15 protein-coding genes and 1 tRNA gene are annotated in these 16,719 nt (G+C 39.5%); 5 read left to right on the top strand and 11 right to left on the bottom strand.

From position 1 onward, the window contains the following. The first annotated feature begins 87 nt into the window (after nt 1–87). The 3 genes from DWY57_RS19225 (at nt 88) to DWY57_RS19215 (ending at nt 4,324) form a co-directional block, all read left to right on the top strand. Complete coding sequence (locus tag DWY57_RS19225; RefSeq protein ID WP_119962289.1) at nt 88–1,959, top strand: sensor histidine kinase; 1,872 nt, start codon at nt 88–90, stop codon at nt 1,957–1,959. Further along, nucleotides 1,956–3,917, top strand: a complete 1,962-nt coding sequence (locus DWY57_RS19220) for a HAMP domain-containing sensor histidine kinase (protein ID WP_119962288.1) — start codon at nt 1,956–1,958, stop codon at nt 3,915–3,917. The genes DWY57_RS19225 and DWY57_RS19220 overlap by 4 nt, the downstream gene beginning before the upstream one ends. Before the next feature lie 236 nt (nt 3,918–4,153). After that, on the top strand, nt 4,154–4,324 hold the full coding sequence (locus DWY57_RS19215) for a 4Fe-4S binding protein (RefSeq protein WP_005834872.1): 171 nt from the start codon (nt 4,154–4,156) through the stop codon (nt 4,322–4,324). A 383-nt stretch (nt 4,325–4,707) separates the two neighbouring features. Here DWY57_RS19215 and DWY57_RS19210 read toward each other — a convergent pair whose 3' ends face one another. The 4 genes from DWY57_RS19210 to DWY57_RS19195 all read right to left on the bottom strand — a co-directional run bounded on the left by DWY57_RS19210 (nt 4,708) and on the right by DWY57_RS19195 (nt 9,576). Beyond that, nucleotides 4,708–5,901 (bottom strand): pyridoxal phosphate-dependent aminotransferase, encoded by a 1,194-nt coding sequence (locus DWY57_RS19210; protein WP_119962287.1) that lies wholly within the window; start codon nt 5,899–5,901, stop codon nt 4,708–4,710. An 81-nt stretch (nt 5,902–5,982) separates the two neighbouring features. Continuing rightward, nucleotides 5,983–7,197, bottom strand: a complete 1,215-nt coding sequence (locus DWY57_RS19205) for a bifunctional 3,4-dihydroxy-2-butanone-4-phosphate synthase/GTP cyclohydrolase II (RefSeq protein WP_117967010.1) — start codon at nt 7,195–7,197, stop codon at nt 5,983–5,985. Between the two features lie 14 nt (nt 7,198–7,211). After that, on the bottom strand, nt 7,212–9,113 hold the full coding sequence (locus DWY57_RS19200) for an LptF/LptG family permease (protein ID WP_119962286.1): 1,902 nt from the start codon (nt 9,111–9,113) through the stop codon (nt 7,212–7,214). Between the two features lie 76 nt (nt 9,114–9,189). Beyond that, nucleotides 9,190–9,576, bottom strand: a complete 387-nt coding sequence (locus tag DWY57_RS19195; protein ID WP_005824726.1) for an START-like domain-containing protein — start codon at nt 9,574–9,576, stop codon at nt 9,190–9,192. A 256-nt stretch (nt 9,577–9,832) separates the two neighbouring features. Between DWY57_RS19195 and DWY57_RS19190 the strand changes: the two genes are divergently transcribed. Next, nucleotides 9,833–9,906, top strand: a tRNA-Met gene (locus DWY57_RS19190). 361 nt (nt 9,907–10,267) lie between these two features. Here DWY57_RS19190 and DWY57_RS19185 read toward each other — a convergent pair. From DWY57_RS19185 to DWY57_RS19165, 5 genes are read right to left on the bottom strand one after another with little or no spacing between them, the layout of a single operon-like run. Next, nucleotides 10,268–10,741 carry a hypothetical protein gene (locus DWY57_RS19185; RefSeq protein WP_119962285.1) on the bottom strand — a complete coding sequence of 158 codons (474 nt, stop codon included), beginning with the start codon at nt 10,739–10,741 and terminating at the stop codon, nt 10,268–10,270. Nucleotides 10,742–10,798: 57 nt separating this feature from the next. After that, nucleotides 10,799–10,993 (bottom strand): hypothetical protein, encoded by a 195-nt coding sequence (locus tag DWY57_RS19180; RefSeq protein WP_133302468.1) that lies wholly within the window; start codon nt 10,991–10,993, stop codon nt 10,799–10,801. A gap of 49 nt (nt 10,994–11,042) precedes the next feature. Beyond that, a complete protein-coding gene (locus DWY57_RS19175) occupies nt 11,043–12,014 on the bottom strand; it encodes a BT4734/BF3469 family protein (RefSeq protein WP_119962283.1) in 972 nt (323 codons plus the stop codon). 16 nt (nt 12,015–12,030) lie between these two features. After that, complete coding sequence (locus DWY57_RS19170; protein ID WP_119962282.1) at nt 12,031–13,683, bottom strand: phage/plasmid primase, P4 family; 1,653 nt, start codon at nt 13,681–13,683, stop codon at nt 12,031–12,033. Between the two features lie 3 nt (nt 13,684–13,686). After that, nucleotides 13,687–14,049 carry a helix-turn-helix domain-containing protein gene (locus tag DWY57_RS19165; RefSeq protein ID WP_133302467.1) on the bottom strand — a complete coding sequence of 121 codons (363 nt, stop codon included), beginning with the start codon at nt 14,047–14,049 and terminating at the stop codon, nt 13,687–13,689. Nucleotides 14,050–14,155: 106 nt separating this feature from the next. On the opposite strand from DWY57_RS19165, the gene DWY57_RS19160 reads away from it, so the two are divergent. After that, nucleotides 14,156–14,890 carry a hypothetical protein gene (locus tag DWY57_RS19160; RefSeq protein WP_119962280.1) on the top strand — a complete coding sequence of 245 codons (735 nt, stop codon included), beginning with the start codon at nt 14,156–14,158 and terminating at the stop codon, nt 14,888–14,890. 264 nt (nt 14,891–15,154) lie between these two features. On the opposite strand, the gene DWY57_RS19155 is transcribed toward DWY57_RS19160, so the two are convergent. Both DWY57_RS19155 and DWY57_RS19150 read right to left on the bottom strand, forming a co-directional pair. Then, nucleotides 15,155–15,808 (bottom strand): hypothetical protein, encoded by a 654-nt coding sequence (locus tag DWY57_RS19155; protein ID WP_119962279.1) that lies wholly within the window; start codon nt 15,806–15,808, stop codon nt 15,155–15,157. Between the two features lie 537 nt (nt 15,809–16,345). Continuing rightward, complete coding sequence (locus DWY57_RS19150) at nt 16,346–16,630, bottom strand: hypothetical protein (protein ID WP_007558537.1); 285 nt, start codon at nt 16,628–16,630, stop codon at nt 16,346–16,348. Nucleotides 16,631–16,719 lie beyond the last annotated feature (89 nt).

Genomic DNA, 16,719 nt, shown 5'->3' with positions numbered 1-16,719 from the left:
AAGCATCTATTTATTTTTTATTTACTCATTTATATTTATTTTTGCCAATAATAAACAAAAGAGGCAAACAAACATTTGAGAACAAAAATGATTATATGGATGCTATTGGGGCAGCTATTGTATACTTCTGTCTTATCAGCACATACAATAGCCAATCAAGAAAAGCAGAGTATTCTGCAATCATTGGTCAAAAGACAAGTTCTCTATGATGACTCCATATCCATAGACAGCGTCATTACGTGGAGTGAGCAACTTCTTTCCACCCTACAATCAAATGAAGATAGAACGACGTATTTTCTATTACAACTTCAATTGGCCAATGCCTACACATTGCGCGGCGATATCAGCTTAGCAACGAACCGGGCACAACTTATGTACGAAGAAGCCAAAGCTACAGACTACCAATTTGGTATGGTAGTGGCCAACCAGGCCATTGGAGACGCCTATAATACAATAGCCAACATGGGGGATAAAGCCTTGGAATCATACCAAGATGCTTTGACTGAACTATCCAACATTTCAGGCCAGCATCCATATAGGGCACAGCTTCTTTTAAAAATGTCCAACGTTCTGCAACGGAAAGGACGTCTGGAAGAAGCGGAAAAAATCCTGGAAGAACTGGAGAAAATATTATATCAGGAGCCTGACTACCCGACAGACTTCTTTTTCTGCATCGAAAAGACGAATTTTGCCATTTCCCATGGACACCTCTCACAAGACTATCTTAATGAAGCAAACATCTGGCTCCACAAAATGGATTCCATCTACCAACTGCACCCAGAGAAGTTCTACCGGTTTCACTTGGATTACACCACTGCCGCCTACTATAGAGCCATGGGAAATTGGGACAAACAATACTGGAAACAAGCTCTGGACATCTACTCCAAATTGCAAGCAGAATACTCCGGTAATAAACGCTCCACTTATTACCGCTGGACTTCGCTGGAAAAAATCTATCTCTGCAAAATACAAGGCATGGCCATGGAAGCCTGCCGAATCTACCAGGAATTGTATCCTCCTATAGATACACTCGCTTCACAAAACTATATCCGGCAAATCAATACGATAAAGGCAAAATACCAGGTAGATAAGATAGAGACGGCCAGCAATAACGAATACAATAAAATCATAACCAGCATATTGGTAGGAACGATGGCATTAGTAACGTTATTTGTTCTACTTGCCATCCTACTCAAAAGGCAGCGGGAAAAGGTGAAGCTCTCCACCCAAAAACTGGCAACATCACGGATAAATGCCGAAAATGCCATGCGTGCAAAAAGCGTGTTCCTCTCGAACATGAGCCACGAAATCCGTACCCCGCTCAATGCATTATCGGGCTTTTCATCCCTATTGACGGAAGAGGGACTGGACGATGAGACACGCCGTCAGTGCAATGAAGTTATCCAACAGAACTCAGAACTATTGCTGAAGCTTATTAACGACGTGATAGATCTATCGAGTCTTGAATTCGGCAAACTGCAATTCTGTATTGCACAACATGATGCCGTAAGCATTTGCAAAAACGTGATAGATACCGTGAATAAAGTGAAACAGACACAAGCTGAACTTACATTCACCACCGAGCTGGAAGAAATGCCCATCGAGACTGACGACTCACGCCTACAGCAAGTCCTGATTAACCTACTGATAAATGCTACCAAATTTACCCCACAAGGCAGCATTGTCCTAAAGCTGGAAAAAGAAACGAACGACACCGTACTATTCACCGTAACAGATACCGGTTGCGGCATTCCCAAAGATAGGCAAACCAACATTTTCCAACGTTTTGAAAAGCTGAATGAAAATGTTCAAGGCAGTGGGTTGGGGCTCTCCATATGCCAACTTATCATAGAACATATCGGAGGACAAATATGGATTGATTCAGAGTATGCCGAAGGCTCACGCTTCTGTTTCACCCACCCCATAAGCCAGACAGCCAGAAAGGAGAACAGAAAATGAAACAGATATTTACATTGCTCATTGCCTTATGCTGGCTGTTGCCGTCCACACACGCAGATGTGCGACGGGCAGAAGTCAAGGATAGCCTGCTACGTATATATCTAGCCTCCCCAGCCGATACCACCAGATTGGAAACCCTATATCAGATAGCACTGCTTGACCAACTGTCACCGACATTCATCTATTACGAGAACAAATTACTGGAAGAGGCCATCGCCCAGAAAAATATACTTTACCAGAGTGCGGCCATATATGCGCACATTATTTATTACTACAACCTACTGGACCAAAAACGTGCAGAACAATGGCTGAGGAGGCTCGAACAGTTGTCTGAAGAGCACAACTACTACCGCCATTACTTCAGAGGCAAAAAGATGATGATAGAATGCTATATCATCAGCCAGAAGATTGAATTAGCCCTCAAACAAGCACAAGACATGTACGACAAAGCTCAAAGTCTCGGCAACCATGACGGTATGCGCGAAGCATGCCTATGCCTGATGACCGGATATTTCAATACCTTACGTTACAAAGAAGGAATCACCTACCTGAACAAGGCTTTTGAACTGACAAATCCGGACTCCTCCCTTGCCACTCAGATTGATTTATTGACAAAAGCGGTACTGGCTTACTCATATCTGCATGACAATGGCAACATGTTCCGGTATCTGGAGGAACTCAACAATGCCAAAAATAGATTGCAGGAAGAAGGCACCACCGTACTGACAAACGGCTATACCAATTTGTATCTGCTCATAGATTTACAATACGCCCTTTACTATACCCGCCTTCAACGGCCTGCGGAAGCATGGGAATATTTGCAGCAATCAGAACGGCATCTCAGTACATCTTCATTTCTTCCTTATCGGTTGATACGTTTGGCAGCATATGCCGAATATTACCAACTGACAAAAGAATACGACAAAGCGTTGGCTTATTTAGAAGACGCCATTGAACTTGTAACCCCTATTTCACTGGATGATGCCATGATTTATGGACTTCAGAAAGCGGATATACTAGTAAAGATGGGGTTTCCGGACGACGCACTTCCTATCTATAAACAAATAACCAAGGCAAGAGATTCGTTATATACAGTATTCTCCACCTCACAGATAGAACAGATACAAAGCCTATATAATATGGACCAACTGCTTCTCCAAAAAGAACAGCGGCAAGCCAGTTTTCACCGTATCTGTCTGGTCACCTCCATTATCATCATTATAGCCTTGTTACTTTTCAACCTACATATGTATAGAAGCAGGAAGCGGCTGCAACAAGATGAGAAGGAAATGCGTAAATTGGCAATTATTGCCGAAGAAGCCAACGAAGTAAAAAGCCGTTTCCTTGCCAATATGAGTTATAATATCCGTATTCCACTGAACAATGTAGTCGGTTTCTCCCAACTGCTTTCCACCGACAACGAGCTGGATGAAGAAGAGCGAAAAGAGTATTCCGGTATTATCCAGGCCAATTCGGGTGAGCTTATCCAACTGGTAAACGACGTATTGGACCTCTCACGCCTGGAAGCGAATATGATGAAATTTCAATTGCAGGATTGTTATGTAAAAGAATGGTGCAACGAACTAGGTTTTCTAATACAAATGCGCAGTGAAGGCCATATCCTCCTGAAACTACAAGTGGAGGTAGGAGATGCGCGTATCCATACCGACGTCAACCGCCTTACACAAATAGTGACAAGTATGCTGCTTTATCCGAACGACTGTAAAGAAACGCGCAAAGTCAGCATGTTCTTGGTCAACCATCCGGACAAACACATCATAGCATGCCGGATAGAGAACAGCCCGATAGCCGATCCCAGGTTTGCCTCTCAAAAAGTATCAGTGCAACAGAAAATCAACCAGTTGTTCTTTGAACATTTCAAAGGTACCTATCAAACCGAGAATGTCGAAGAAGGAGAAATCGCAGTGATTACTTTTACCTATCCGACTCTTTCTTAAAAGCTGAAAACCTGCTTAAGTTCCAGCTAAAGCCAATAGTATCAGAGCAATTCGTTTACGAAGTTCAAAAATGAACATTTTTCAGTCTCTGCGGTATACTATGCCGCTTTCTCGACTCCTTATTTAGACGACATACAAATTATACGTTTTTAATCAAGATTGATAGCAAGTAATAAAGAAAACCACTATTTTTGCCGAACGAATTAGTACTAATAATAATTTAAATCTAAAAGAAAATGGCTTACGTAATTAGTGACGATTGTATTGCTTGCGGAACTTGTATCGACGAGTGTCCGGTTGGCGCTATCTCTGAAGGTGATATCTATCATATCGACCCTGAGACTTGCACAGAGTGTGGTACTTGTGCAGATGTTTGTCCTTCTGAAGCAATTCATCCGGGAGAATAATACAATCCCAGTATCAAAAACAAAAGCGTGGGCAGATAAACTGCCTGCGCTTTTTTATATCCCCCACGTAAGATTCAGTACCTTCAAACCCTTCATTGTTATTTTCTATATACGGATAACACATTAGTTCACAGACATGAACACTTTGTTCCATAAGTAGAAAACAAAGTGTTCATACTGTAGAAAACAAAATGTTCGTACAGTATAAAACAAAGTGTTTATACTGTATGGAACAGAGTGTTCGCTATAATGAAACAAAGTATTTGCCATAATGAAGCAGAGTGTTTGCCATAACAAAACGAGCAGTCCGCTTTGATGAAACGAACTGCTCGTGACAGCATGACAGATGTCTTGCTAAAATAAGTTTGTAGAAGAAGTTAGAATCACTTCAGATTAGCCAGTGCTTCTTTTATACGACGGATAGCTTCAACTATATTTTCATCGCTGGTTGCATAACTCATACGAATGCATTCAGGAGCTCCGAAAGAAGCACCGCCTACGCAAGCCACATGAGCCACTTCCAACAGATACATGGCCAAATCATCTGAATCATTGATTTTACGTTCGCCGGCAGATTTACCGAAGAATGAATCGCATTTAGGGAACAGATAGAAAGCACCTTCCGGTACATTCACCTCGAAACCCGGAACTTCCTTGGCCAACTTTACAATCAAATCACGACGACGCTCGAAAGCCTTGCGCATTTCCTCCACCGGAGCTTGTGTACCCGTATAAGCAGCCTCAGCAGCCTTCTGAGATACAGAACAAGGACCGGAAGTATACTGTCCCTGCAATTTATTGCAAGCCTTCACAAGCCATTCCGGACCTGCAATGAAACCGATACGCCAACCAGTCATTGCATATGCTTTGGAAACACCATTCACAATGACCGTACGCTCTTTCATTTCGGGAAATTGCGCTATGCTCTGATGCTTGCCGATATAGTTGATATGTTCGTAAATCTCATCGGCAATCACAACAACCTGCGGATGCTTTGCCAATACTGCGGCCAGGCCTGCCAACTCCTCCTTGCTGTACACCGAACCCGTAGGGTTAGAGGGAGAGCAAAGAATCAGCGCCTTTGTCTTCGGGGTGATGACAGCCTCCAGCTGTGCAGGTGTTATCTTAAAGTCCTGGTCGATACCGGCAGGTACGATAACCGGCGTACCCTCAGCCAACTTTACCATTTCCGGATAACTGACCCAATAGGGAGCAGGCACAATTACTTCGTCACCCGGATTTACCAATACCAGGATTGCATTGCAAACCGACTGCTTGGCACCATTGGCGCAAGAAATTTGTGCGGCGGTATATTCCAGACCGTTTTCCTTCTTCAACTTCTCTACAATTGCATTACGCAAGGCAGGATAACCCGGCACTGGAGAATAGCGAGAAAAGTTATCGTCTATCGCCTTTTTCGCAGCCTCTTTAATGTGGTCGGGAGTATTGAAGTCCGGTTCTCCCACACTCAGGTTAATTACGTCTACGCCTTGAGCCTTCAGCTCTGCGCTCTTTTGAGACATAGCCAGTGTCGCAGAAGGCGACAAACTGTTTAAACGATCTGATAATTGGTTCATTTTGTTACTATTTAATGATTGTTACGCAAATCCGGTTGCAAAATAAGCGATTTTCTTTGATATAAGAAAACAAAAAGACAGTTACTTATTGAAATGAAGTGTATGTCCCATACGTTCTTTCTTGGTACGGAGATAACGCTCGTTGTATGGATTCGGAGTAGTCTCAATAGCTACGTTCTCCGTTATTTCCAAACCGTAAGCCTCCAAGCCTACACGCTTCACGGGATTATTGGTCATCAGCCGCATTTTGTGCACTCCTATCTCACGAAGAATCTGGGCACCTACACCATAATCACGCTCGTCTGCCAGATGTCCCAGGCAAATATTAGCTTCTACAGTATCCATGCCTTCTTCCTGCAATTTATATGCTTTCATTTTTTCCATCAGACCAATGCCGCGACCTTCCTGATTCAGATATACAACTACCCCCTTACCGGCTTTCTCTATCATCTCCATTGCCTTATGCAGCTGCTCGCCACAATCACAGCGTTTGGAGTTGAATATATCACCAGTGGCACAAGAAGAATGTACACGCACCAGAATCGGTTCATCCAATTCCCAAGTACCCTTGAACAAAGCTACATGCTCCAAACCGTTCGACTTCTGGCGGAAAGGAATCAAACGGAAATGACCGTGGTCTGTAGGCATATCCACTTCCACTCCTTTTTCTACAATAGACTCCTGCTTCAAACGGTAGGCAATCAAGTCACGGATGGAAATCAATTTCAAGCCAAATTCATCTGCCATTCTACGCAATTCGGGCAAACGAGCCATTGTACCATCCTCATTCATTATTTCCATAAGGGCTCCCGCCGGATAAAGTCCAGCTAAACGTGCCATATCAATAGCCGCCTCCGTATGTCCAGCACGGCGCAACACACCTTTCTCCTGGGCATACAACGGATTAATGTGGCCAGGACGCCCGAAAGTGGCCGGAGTAGAAGCCGGATCGGCCAACGCCTGGATAGTAGCAGCGCGGTCTGCCGCAGAAACGCCAGTACTACAGCCTTCCAATTTATCAACAGTAACTGTGAAGGGAGTACCCAATACAGAAGTATTATCCGATACCTGATGCGGCAAATCCAGTTCCTTGCAACGCGAAACTGTAATTGGAGCACAAAGCACACCGCGGGCATGCTTCAACATAAAGTTTACTTTCTCCGGTGTAATCTTTTCAGCTGCAATTATCAAATCACCCTCATTCTCACGGTCCTCATCATCCACAACAATCACAAAGTTACCGGCTTTGAAGTCTTCAATGGCCTCTTCTATCGTATTCAACTTTACATTTTCCATAATCTATTTTGTTTTTATTTATTCTGATCTCTTTCTATAATTCCAATCACATCTTCATTTGTCTTGATAATCCGCTCCATATCCTTATTCAGACGGATACGGAATGCCCAGATACGGAAATAAAAGAACAAGCCTATCGGGAAAACAATACCGCAGAGCAAGTTTAACCAATAATTGCGGAACGGACGGACATGCGCATGGACGGGGATGACCGGATAGGTGTTCAGCGCTGTCAACAAAGTAACGGATCTTGTATTCGACATCTCATCTATCAGACTCTCCAAACGTTCGTTAATATCTTCCACTGCCTCATCCTGGCTATCAGTCATCCACAATTTAAAGTAATTGGGAGCACGTTTCAACCCCTTTCTATCAGCATATTCACGACAGTCTACGGACAAAGCCTTCAGCTCTTCCGGAATACGTGTATAATCAGGATCATGGATGATTACTTCCTTACGGAACAGATGGCGTACACTGCGAATGCCCACAACCTTCTTGAACCAATTTATATAGGCATCAGCATTCAATACCACTGAATCATTGTTGGATTTATATGTCAAGAACGCACCCAATGGGGCCAAGACAGCGGTACTGGTCCACATACCCATCCAGACAACCCACTGCCCGTCACGGGCCATCTTATACCCTGTATTGTTGATGATGTAATAGATAATAAAAATCAATACAGAAACCACCACCGGCATTCCCAAGCCTCCTTTACGGATAATTCCTCCGAGTGGCGCGCCAATAAAGAAGAAGATGAGACATGCCAGAGAAAGAGTCAGTTTCTCATGCCAGGAAGTCATGTGCCGTCGAAGGCTGCTTTCAGTCTGCGATATATTAAAGCTCTTAAAACTCCAGTCACTCCCCGCACTCTCTGCACGGCTGACGGCCGTGGATATAACCTTCTGTTTCTGCATCAGTGTAGCCACATTGTAGAGGCTGTCTACATTGTACTCCCCTAAATAAGCCTTTTCAATCTTCAATGTATCCTCTTTAGACAAGCCGGCTGTCACCTTATAAGTTCCTGCCATAGCTTCTTTATAATAACCACGCCCCACACTGTCATTCTGCAATTTCATGGAGTCAATGTCCGCCTGCAGCATTTTCATATCCTTACTGTTGGACTGATTACTCATGATACCTGCATCCACCATATTGAAATCCGAATTGAACTCAATGATTGCATGCTTTTCGCGGAATGTCTCACGCCGGTAAGGCACATTCCTTTGGTTCATGTTCTGCGATTTCAAATTCTCAAACTGCTCACCACTGTATAAATGCAAATATAAATGCTGTTTGTCAGCCGTCATCTCCAGACGTCCCGAATCAGACTTGATAATTTGAGCATTCTCAAAACCTTTCTCAAAATTATATATCAGTACGTCATACAGCATACCAGTTTTGCGGTTCTTATGCTTCACATACAGATTATAACCATCTATTTCATCGTAGAACACACCTTCAGGAATATCCACTTCGGGAGATTTCTGCTTCATGGAAATAAGCAAAGTCCATAATTTTGTTTGGGCTTTTGGTCCTATGACATTTTGGAAATAGAAAGAGACACAACAGATGAAACAAATAAAGATAATCAGGGGCCGCATGATTTTCAATAAAGAAATACCGGCTGCCTTCATGGCAAGTAATTCAAAACGTTCTCCGAAATTTCCAAAGGTGATAAGGGCAGCCAGCAGAATAGCCAGCGGCAACGACGCAGGTACCAACGAAAGCGCAGAATAAAAGAAAAACTGTGCAAGGACAGTCATCTCCAATCCTTTTCCTACCATTTCGTCCACATACCTCCATAAAAACTGCATCATAAAGATGAAGAGGCAAATGAAGAAAGTACCCATAAAGAGCATGCAAAAGCTCTTCAAAACAAATATATCTAACTTTTTTATGCGCAGCATTTTACTCGTTTCATGCAATGAGAGCACAAAAGTAGTACAAAAAAGGGAGTACGGGAAATTTTTAATCTAAAGTTAACTAAAAACCACAAGTTCTTCGCAAAGTATCCACTTGCGATTCCCATAATTCACGCGAATCACCCACCTCGTCTATATCGGCAAAGTCTGTTATCTCCAATACGAAATCATTGGTCAACTCATTGTTTGTCATCTTCAGTTCAAAGTATTCTCGCTCGTTCTCATCGTCCAGCCAGCGGAAGCGGATGAATGAATACGCTCGCACGGCAATAATCTCGGCATCACGTTTTTCTGTTTTTCCCCAAAAAAAGGTTACTGTTTTATCGTCTGACTGAACCCTATCAGCAAACCAGCCCTCCAAACCAGTAGGGGTACTTATCGCTGCCCAAAGAATACTTTTAGAAGTCGCATTCAAGAGATATTCCAAATGTATTTTCTTTCTTTCCATAGTCTATTCTGCTTTTTATTGCGCCAGCCAAGATAAATACTTTTTTCTAATTACAGAAAATAAATCATCAAATTTATTTATATCTCCCTTTCCATACACCCCTAATTCATTGATAATGTTATACAAATACGTTTAATAAAAAGTACTGCAAACCACTTCAGCACCCTATCAGCAAAAGAAAAAGCAGAAAATATCCATAAAAGTTTTGGCAATTTAAATAAAAGCTATATCTTTGCACCCGCAATCGAGAAATGATGGCGGGATAGCTCAGCTGGTTAGAGCGCATGATTCATAATCATGAGGTCCCCGGTTCAATCCCGGGTCCCGCTACTAAGCCGAAAGGCTTGTAAATTAGGCAATTAGGAGGATTCCACTCTTGGTTGTCTTTTTTGTTTATAAGGGCATTTGCACAGATTTTGCACGAATTCCGATGTAAAACACTGATAATCAATGAAAACGTAAGATAAATCTACTTTAAAATCTCTTTCTTCTGTTTTCTTTTCATTGCTTGGCTTTATTTAGTAATACATGGGGGTTCTGCCTGAGTTGAGGCTTTTTGCACAAGAAATTGCACCAATAGATGTGAAAAACGAGATAAGCTACACACCGGTAGTTATCTCGTTTAATCGCGACAAAATCAAATAAAAGACGAAAGCCTTATTATTTCACTTCGTTACATTACAGCGGACTCTTAACAATCAACTTTATCAGTAATCAAAATTTCCTCAGTTCCTTTATCATCCAAAGGTTTGAGAAGTTCTGATTCACTAATAGCCGCCAAATCATTCTTTTGCAAAATTTCATCTACCGCCAGTCCACTCACACAAGAACATGGTGACTTTTTCAGATAAAGACGTGTCTGATAGTTTGTACTATGACGTTTCATCAAACAACGCTTCTCCATGTAACGCAAAAATTCCTTTATGTTTATAGGAATAAAGCAACACTCATCATTATTCTCATTTTCACAATATGCTCTATACTCCTGATATAAATCTTGAAGTGACACATATTCCCTTTCTGATTGAAAGACATTGCAATCATACATGAATTGCTCAAGACTTTGCTTCCCATCCAAAGTAGACTTAGGCAAAGTACGATTCTTAACTCCAACAGTGTTTTTTGTATTGACTCTGTTGTTACCAATTTGAACATAATTTTTCATTGCTAAAAAAATTAAAATTAATGAAGATAAAAAGGTATCTTCTTCCTATGAATTCAATTATTTATGAATTGATGTAATTTGTTGCTGATTAAAGTTCCTCATAAATAATAGAATCTGTTCCGCACAGAAACTCATTCCTGAACCTTGTCCCACTACAATAACATTTTCAGTTATGGAAGCAATATTCTTTTCTAAAGAAACATTGACTTCCAATTCGCTTGTACCATTGCTTACTCTTAAATTGTGATTCATACTTATTAAATATTTAATTAAAAAGATAAAAAGTATCTCCTTTCTGTTATTAAAATCCATATTTTGCAGCTATTTCAAATAAGCGGTCAGTGTTATATAAGTATTTACTTCTATCTTTAGAATACTCATCATCCGCTTCATCATAGTCGTATTTTGGATAAAAGCTACTGACTTGATGAAACAATTCACGACCTTCATCACCAAAAAGATTTTTAATTATGCAACAGATAGCAATCCAATCCTTTTGTATTAGCGTGATGTCTTTTTTTTCTTCAATTACTCGTTTCAAAAGCCTCTCAACTTTTTGAGTTTTACTCAATGGAGTAGCACTTGCGTAATCCATATTTGTCGGACTTAAGAAAAACTCTTCCAATGACATCGTATTCTTATCAATATTTTGATGAGTTTGATTAGAATTATGTACAATATCTGTTTTTTGATGAAATCTCGACTGTTTTATTTCGGGCACCTTCTCTAATGTACGTGTATATATTTCCGCATCAGGATTAGCATAAGGATATTCATCATAGGAATAAAATCGTAATCGTCCTATATCGCTGCAACTTGAATCAACGACAATTCCCATATCTTTAAACTCTTGTTCAAGCGCATTAAAATGTAGTTTGTGATTTCTGTAATCTTTATAAGGAATGATACAGAACAGCCCCTTCCCACTTGCAGACAAACCACAATACATTATATAAGATAACTTACTCAACTTCTTCTTGAGCTCTTCCATATCGGATATTGACGGATTGTCTTTTCCGTCAATATCAATACAGATTAGATTTGTAGGTTCTACCAAACAATCTGCTTTCCGCTTAGAAAAAACACCACTCGGAGTAATAGCAGGCAATTTACTTTTCAAAAATTTACGTTCTTCTTCATTAGAGGAAGCACGAATATCGTTTATATATGGAGTATATTTATTTTCCAATAGCAACCACTCCCAAAGGTTGATTGTTTTTATAGGAGTGGTTGATAAACGATGGCTAAACATTGAGACTTTAATCTTCAGCATACTTTCTAAATATAAGTTAGTTTTTGATTTTCTTCAGTGCTCTTTCCAACTCATCTGCTATTCTTTTGTCTTCATCATCTGTAGCAGGAAGCATCTTTCTTTCACAAAACACCCAGGTTGCATTATCAGTAGCATTACGTTTCACTTCGAATTTCAACTGTTCTTCAAGACGACTTAGAAATACTTGTTTACTAGTAGCCCCATAACGATTCTCATCACAATAGTCTTTATATTCAGAATATAGAGTTTTCGAGTCAGTATGATTAGAAGAACGTTGATAATTATATGCATCCATAAATAAAGCAATGCTATTACTATTTCTTTCAATACGTTTACCTACATTATCAATGTGTGCGGAAAAAGTGAATCCTTTTTTTCCTTTTTGTAAAATCCTTCCCAATCCCTCCAGTACCCAATTGAAAACTCCACTTAGTTCCTCTTCAATAATTTCTTTTGCCAGATTTGGATTCTTTTTCCATTCTGGAACCGGTGCATTGAACTCTACGTACATGAATTTTCGAAAAAATCCATGAGATTGCTCCAAGTCTTTGTTCGATATTAAATTGGCACTGAACATAAAGCGACAATAGTTTGATACGGTTATCGGCTTTCCATAAGGAGAACGGGCAGCAACTGGGTCACAGCTAAACAACTGTTTTACCATTTCGGATTCACTATTCTTGATTCCTATTTCGGAACAAGCATTTAAGAGGAATTTTTCAAGTTCTGCCCGATAATATCCGTTGGCCTCAGTTAAACGATTTAAAGAAAAATGACATACATTCTCCGCCCCAAGTAAAGCAGTGACAATATCAATCAAAACGGATTTTCCATTTGCACCGCTTCCCAATAAAACGAGGCATTTTTCCCACCTCAGATGCTTGGCAAAAATATAGCCGATATATTCGGCAACAACCATTCTTGCCTCTTTTTCCGGAATAACTTCATCCAGAAATTGCAAAAACTTAGGCACTTTTGCATTAGGGTCATATTCAAATGATAATTGATATGTCAGCCGGTCTTCCGGTGAGAACGGACGTATTTCATAGCTTCCGTTTTCACAAACAAAAGTTCCATTTTTAAGGTTAATCATAACTTTTTGAACACTCTGTTTTTTTGGAGGCATCGCGGCAGTAGCTAAGAACTGCTTATACAACACATCTTGTATTTTAACCTTTGCCACTTGAAAATGGGGCAGACCACTTTTCTCCGCAACGGCAGAAAGATAGTGCTTGACAAGTCCTTCAGGAAGGATTTCCCAATAACAACCATTATAATAGTATGGTGTTTCATTCATGACACCCAAACCGAACTTTTTATGCTCAGTTATACTCATCAAATTTTCAACAACAATAGTCAATTTTGATTCTGTTGAAGGGTCGATTTCTTTTAAGGACCTTTTTATCTCCTTTTTTCGTTTCTCATCATTGGTTTTCGTGAACTCTTCACGCAATTCTAGAATATAAGATTCTGTATCCTTTCCGGCATAATATGCGAGAAGAAAATCAATCTTTTCAACTGCGTCAAGAAGACTTTTAAGTAAACTGTACTGTTCTAACTCCCTCATGTACCGCGTACAATAACTAACAAACTCTTTACCTACATTGCCAGTTAATACATCGTCTGTACTTTCGACTTTTTCTAAGCCATTAACATATTCGCAACTCATAATTTATTTATTTTTATGACTCATTTTTGGGGTCTTGTTAATAATCAATTTATTAAGATGTTTCTCATCATCAGCGTAAATATCGCTTTCGCACCATTTGTCAAGTTCTTCCGGAATGAACAATAATGTATTACCGCTTTTATGGAAAGGTATTCTTCCATAAGATGTAAGTTTATACAATTTGGATTTGCTCATTGGAAAGCCTGTCTTTTTTAAATAGGCCAGTGCATTTTCCGTACTTAAATATTTGGGAATTTCCTCCCTTTTCTCTATATTTGTACCCAGTAAATTTATTATCAAATCTACTTTTTCTGACAACTTCATTACAGCAGCAGGTAACGAGTCAAATGTGATTTCTTTTTCCATATACATTGCATATTTATTATTTGCCTGCAAATATTGATTTTTAAATTTGCAGAAGTTGGCAGAGTTATTTTTCGACCAAGTTTTAAACATATTTTAACCACACGCAATGAGAGATACAGACGATGACTTTTGGGATTTAATGAAAGAACTTGATTTTAAATTTGAAGAAAAATTTAAAGTCAGTCTATCCGATTATGATAAAGCGGCTCAATATATAAACGATGAATATTTTAAAAAGAGGAGTTCTAATAATGCAGAATTGAATGATGAGGGAAAAACAGAAGAAGTCTCTCCACGCACATTGAGATATTATTGGTCAAGAGACAAAGACAAAAAGACTGATAAAGAAAATAATGATGAACGGCCTAATCCCAGAAAATTGGATATTATCTGTGTCAGTATGGGATATGACAATTGGAACTGTTTTAAAGAAATCACCCGTAGAGCAATAAAAATAGACAGTTACTTTGACCCTAAGGATTTCAAAGTAGAAAACATGGCAGAAGGATATACTTTTAGGTTTGGATGGTTTCCACAATATTTCGTCGAATTAAAATATTTAGGTAACTATATATTTGAAATTACATCGCGGTCCTATAATTTACGGCAACGTTTTCAACTCGGACAGAAAATAACCGCTTATGGTTTCGGTTTAATCTACGCCTATGAAGTTTGCCGTTATAAGGAAGAAATGCCAAATGGAGAAAAAGAGACATGTATAAATAAAGAAACAGAAAATAAAATATCCGCAAGTGGCTGTTCATTATACCCTGGAATTTTCTTCAAACCCAAAGATTACAAAATAGAAGATAACCACTCAGCCTTGATTATTTGTAGTTAAAGCTATAATAATGAACAAAATGAACCTTTTTATAGAACATTATTTTTTTATTTCATATATCATATATTTTTCTTTTAAAAAATACTTTTTCTATAATACTATTCATTTTGTTCATTATGTAATATTTTTCTACTTATAGTTTATTCTTCCATATTTGAGATAAGCTCATGCTTCTTTATACCGAGTATTAGAGGCAAGAGAAAAGCTCAATACGTGAGACGAAAACAGCCTCATTTTTGGTATGGGGAAATAATAATTTCACGTCTATTTGGAAGCGAAAAGGACATGCAGAAAATCGTTTATTCTTGTGAGAAAACTGTTGCGTTTCGTGAGCTTCATATCGCCTTCTCCCAAAAGTAGCCACCTTGCATTTATAGACGGAAAGGTGATTAGTATCTTTTGCACAATCCAGACGGTAGGAAGTTCTTTTCTGAATAAAATGTTCATCAGTATAGTAAAAGACAATCCCGTTCTTTGACAAAAATCGGGAACGGAAGGAGATTCTTTTTCGGCAACCTGTTTGATTCTGACTTGTATACCACCGTTCAGAACATCCCAAAAGGACAAAGGCAAATTGATATTCTTTATATGAACCGCTTCTTTGAATAACGGCGCAATCTCAAATGGCGAATGTTTGGATATTCCGCATCCTATCTCTGTAACTAAAAAAGTATATTCCGAATGTTGTTCTGCATATAGTAGAAAATCATCAATATGTTTTTTAAGATTCTCAATGTGTTTGGAAGGTAGCGCATAGGTCTGCCCCTGTATTCCCACAGCCTGCCCCATAATAGCTCCGAATTTCATCGCTGTTGCTGCGGCATTTCCATTATGTACACCGTTTGAGTTTGAACCGAACACGAATATTTCATTTGTTTTCAGTTCCGTAATGTTATAAGGGGTAATTCTGTTATTCATAATTTTAAAATTTTGGGTATAAAAAATCCTCTCATTGCATAAGCAACAAGAGGATATTATTTTGAGTTGATATTAGTTCAACGAAATAAGATTGATGATTTTGTTTCCATTATCAGCAATACTGTTGATTACAACTTCATCTGATTCTGTGATAGTTCCTACAACATTGGTACCGTCCGAATATCTGAAACCGGTGAATGCGATATTAGAACTTTCAGAATTTGCCGAAAGACTTTGTATTTCAACAGCTGTATTTACAACTAATTATTCCTCAATATTTTATAAGCAATAAGTCAGGAATATGGTCGTTGTCTTTAATTGTACATTCTAAAGGATGAAGATTTAACATTTTTATTATTTCTTAGCTTATTTGACTTATTATCACCTGTTCGTACAGTCAGAGTACTTCTTCCGAAAGTTGTTCGGGCTCCTCGTCCGTCACCTTATGTTGGTTGACGCCGGGAAAGTAGTGACGCGCGTAAATCATCTGTTGCCGGATGTTGCTGGTCGTCACGTACCGCCCAACATTCTATTAATTTATGAGCGTGCTCTAGCGGGTGATAATAAGTCGGTGAGTTGTCCCATCAAGCCGAAGAGGAACCGGAAATTATTATTTACCAGTTCGTGGTCACCTTCGATGAAGCAGTCCTTGATAAGCGTTCTCATAGCCGATACCTCGTCTTTCTTGGATACGGGCATGAACTTGGAGAACTGCGAAAAAGTTGGTTCTGCCATGAGGGCTACATACATCTCCTTTTTACCGCAAAAGGTTTTCCGAACTCCACCATCAAATAAACCTTGCGCAACTTCTTTTTCTTCCATAAACGTATTTTTTATTTTCCGATAGATATAGGACGGAAAAAAAGAAAGAATGTGGAAAAACGGAAAGGAAAGTGCGGAAACCCCGTGAT

This window comes from Bacteroides sp. AF25-5LB (assembly GCF_003602965.1).
Taxonomy (GTDB): domain Bacteria; phylum Bacteroidota; class Bacteroidia; order Bacteroidales; family Bacteroidaceae; genus Bacteroides; species Bacteroides uniformis.
The sequence above is the reverse complement of the archived record's forward strand: the minus strand, read 5'-3'. Positions and strand labels throughout refer to the sequence as shown.

Coding starts and splice junctions, on each gene's coding strand:
- DWY57_RS19225 (WP_119962289.1), top strand. CDS start 88: ATGATTATATGGATGCTATTGGGGCAGCTATTGTATACTTCTGTCTTA.
- DWY57_RS19220 (WP_119962288.1), top strand. CDS start 1,956: ATGAAACAGATATTTACATTGCTCATTGCCTTATGCTGGCTGTTGCCG.
- DWY57_RS19215 (WP_005834872.1), top strand. CDS start 4,154: ATGGCTTACGTAATTAGTGACGATTGTATTGCTTGCGGAACTTGTATC.
- DWY57_RS19210 (WP_119962287.1), bottom strand. CDS start 5,901: ATGAACCAATTATCAGATCGTTTAAACAGTTTGTCGCCTTCTGCGACA.
- DWY57_RS19205 (WP_117967010.1), bottom strand. CDS start 7,197: ATGGAAAATGTAAAGTTGAATACGATAGAAGAGGCCATTGAAGACTTC.
- DWY57_RS19200 (WP_119962286.1), bottom strand. CDS start 9,113: ATGCTGCGCATAAAAAAGTTAGATATATTTGTTTTGAAGAGCTTTTGC.
- DWY57_RS19195 (WP_005824726.1), bottom strand. CDS start 9,576: ATGGAAAGAAAGAAAATACATTTGGAATATCTCTTGAATGCGACTTCT.
- DWY57_RS19185 (WP_119962285.1), bottom strand. CDS start 10,741: ATGAAAAATTATGTTCAAATTGGTAACAACAGAGTCAATACAAAAAAC.
- DWY57_RS19180 (WP_133302468.1), bottom strand. CDS start 10,993: ATGAATCACAATTTAAGAGTAAGCAATGGTACAAGCGAATTGGAAGTC.
- DWY57_RS19175 (WP_119962283.1), bottom strand. CDS start 12,014: ATGCTGAAGATTAAAGTCTCAATGTTTAGCCATCGTTTATCAACCACT.
- DWY57_RS19170 (WP_119962282.1), bottom strand. CDS start 13,683: ATGAGTTGCGAATATGTTAATGGCTTAGAAAAAGTCGAAAGTACAGAC.
- DWY57_RS19165 (WP_133302467.1), bottom strand. CDS start 14,049: ATGGAAAAAGAAATCACATTTGACTCGTTACCTGCTGCTGTAATGAAG.
- DWY57_RS19160 (WP_119962280.1), top strand. CDS start 14,156: ATGAGAGATACAGACGATGACTTTTGGGATTTAATGAAAGAACTTGAT.
- DWY57_RS19155 (WP_119962279.1), bottom strand. CDS start 15,808: ATGAATAACAGAATTACCCCTTATAACATTACGGAACTGAAAACAAAT.
- DWY57_RS19150 (WP_007558537.1), bottom strand. CDS start 16,630: ATGGAAGAAAAAGAAGTTGCGCAAGGTTTATTTGATGGTGGAGTTCGG.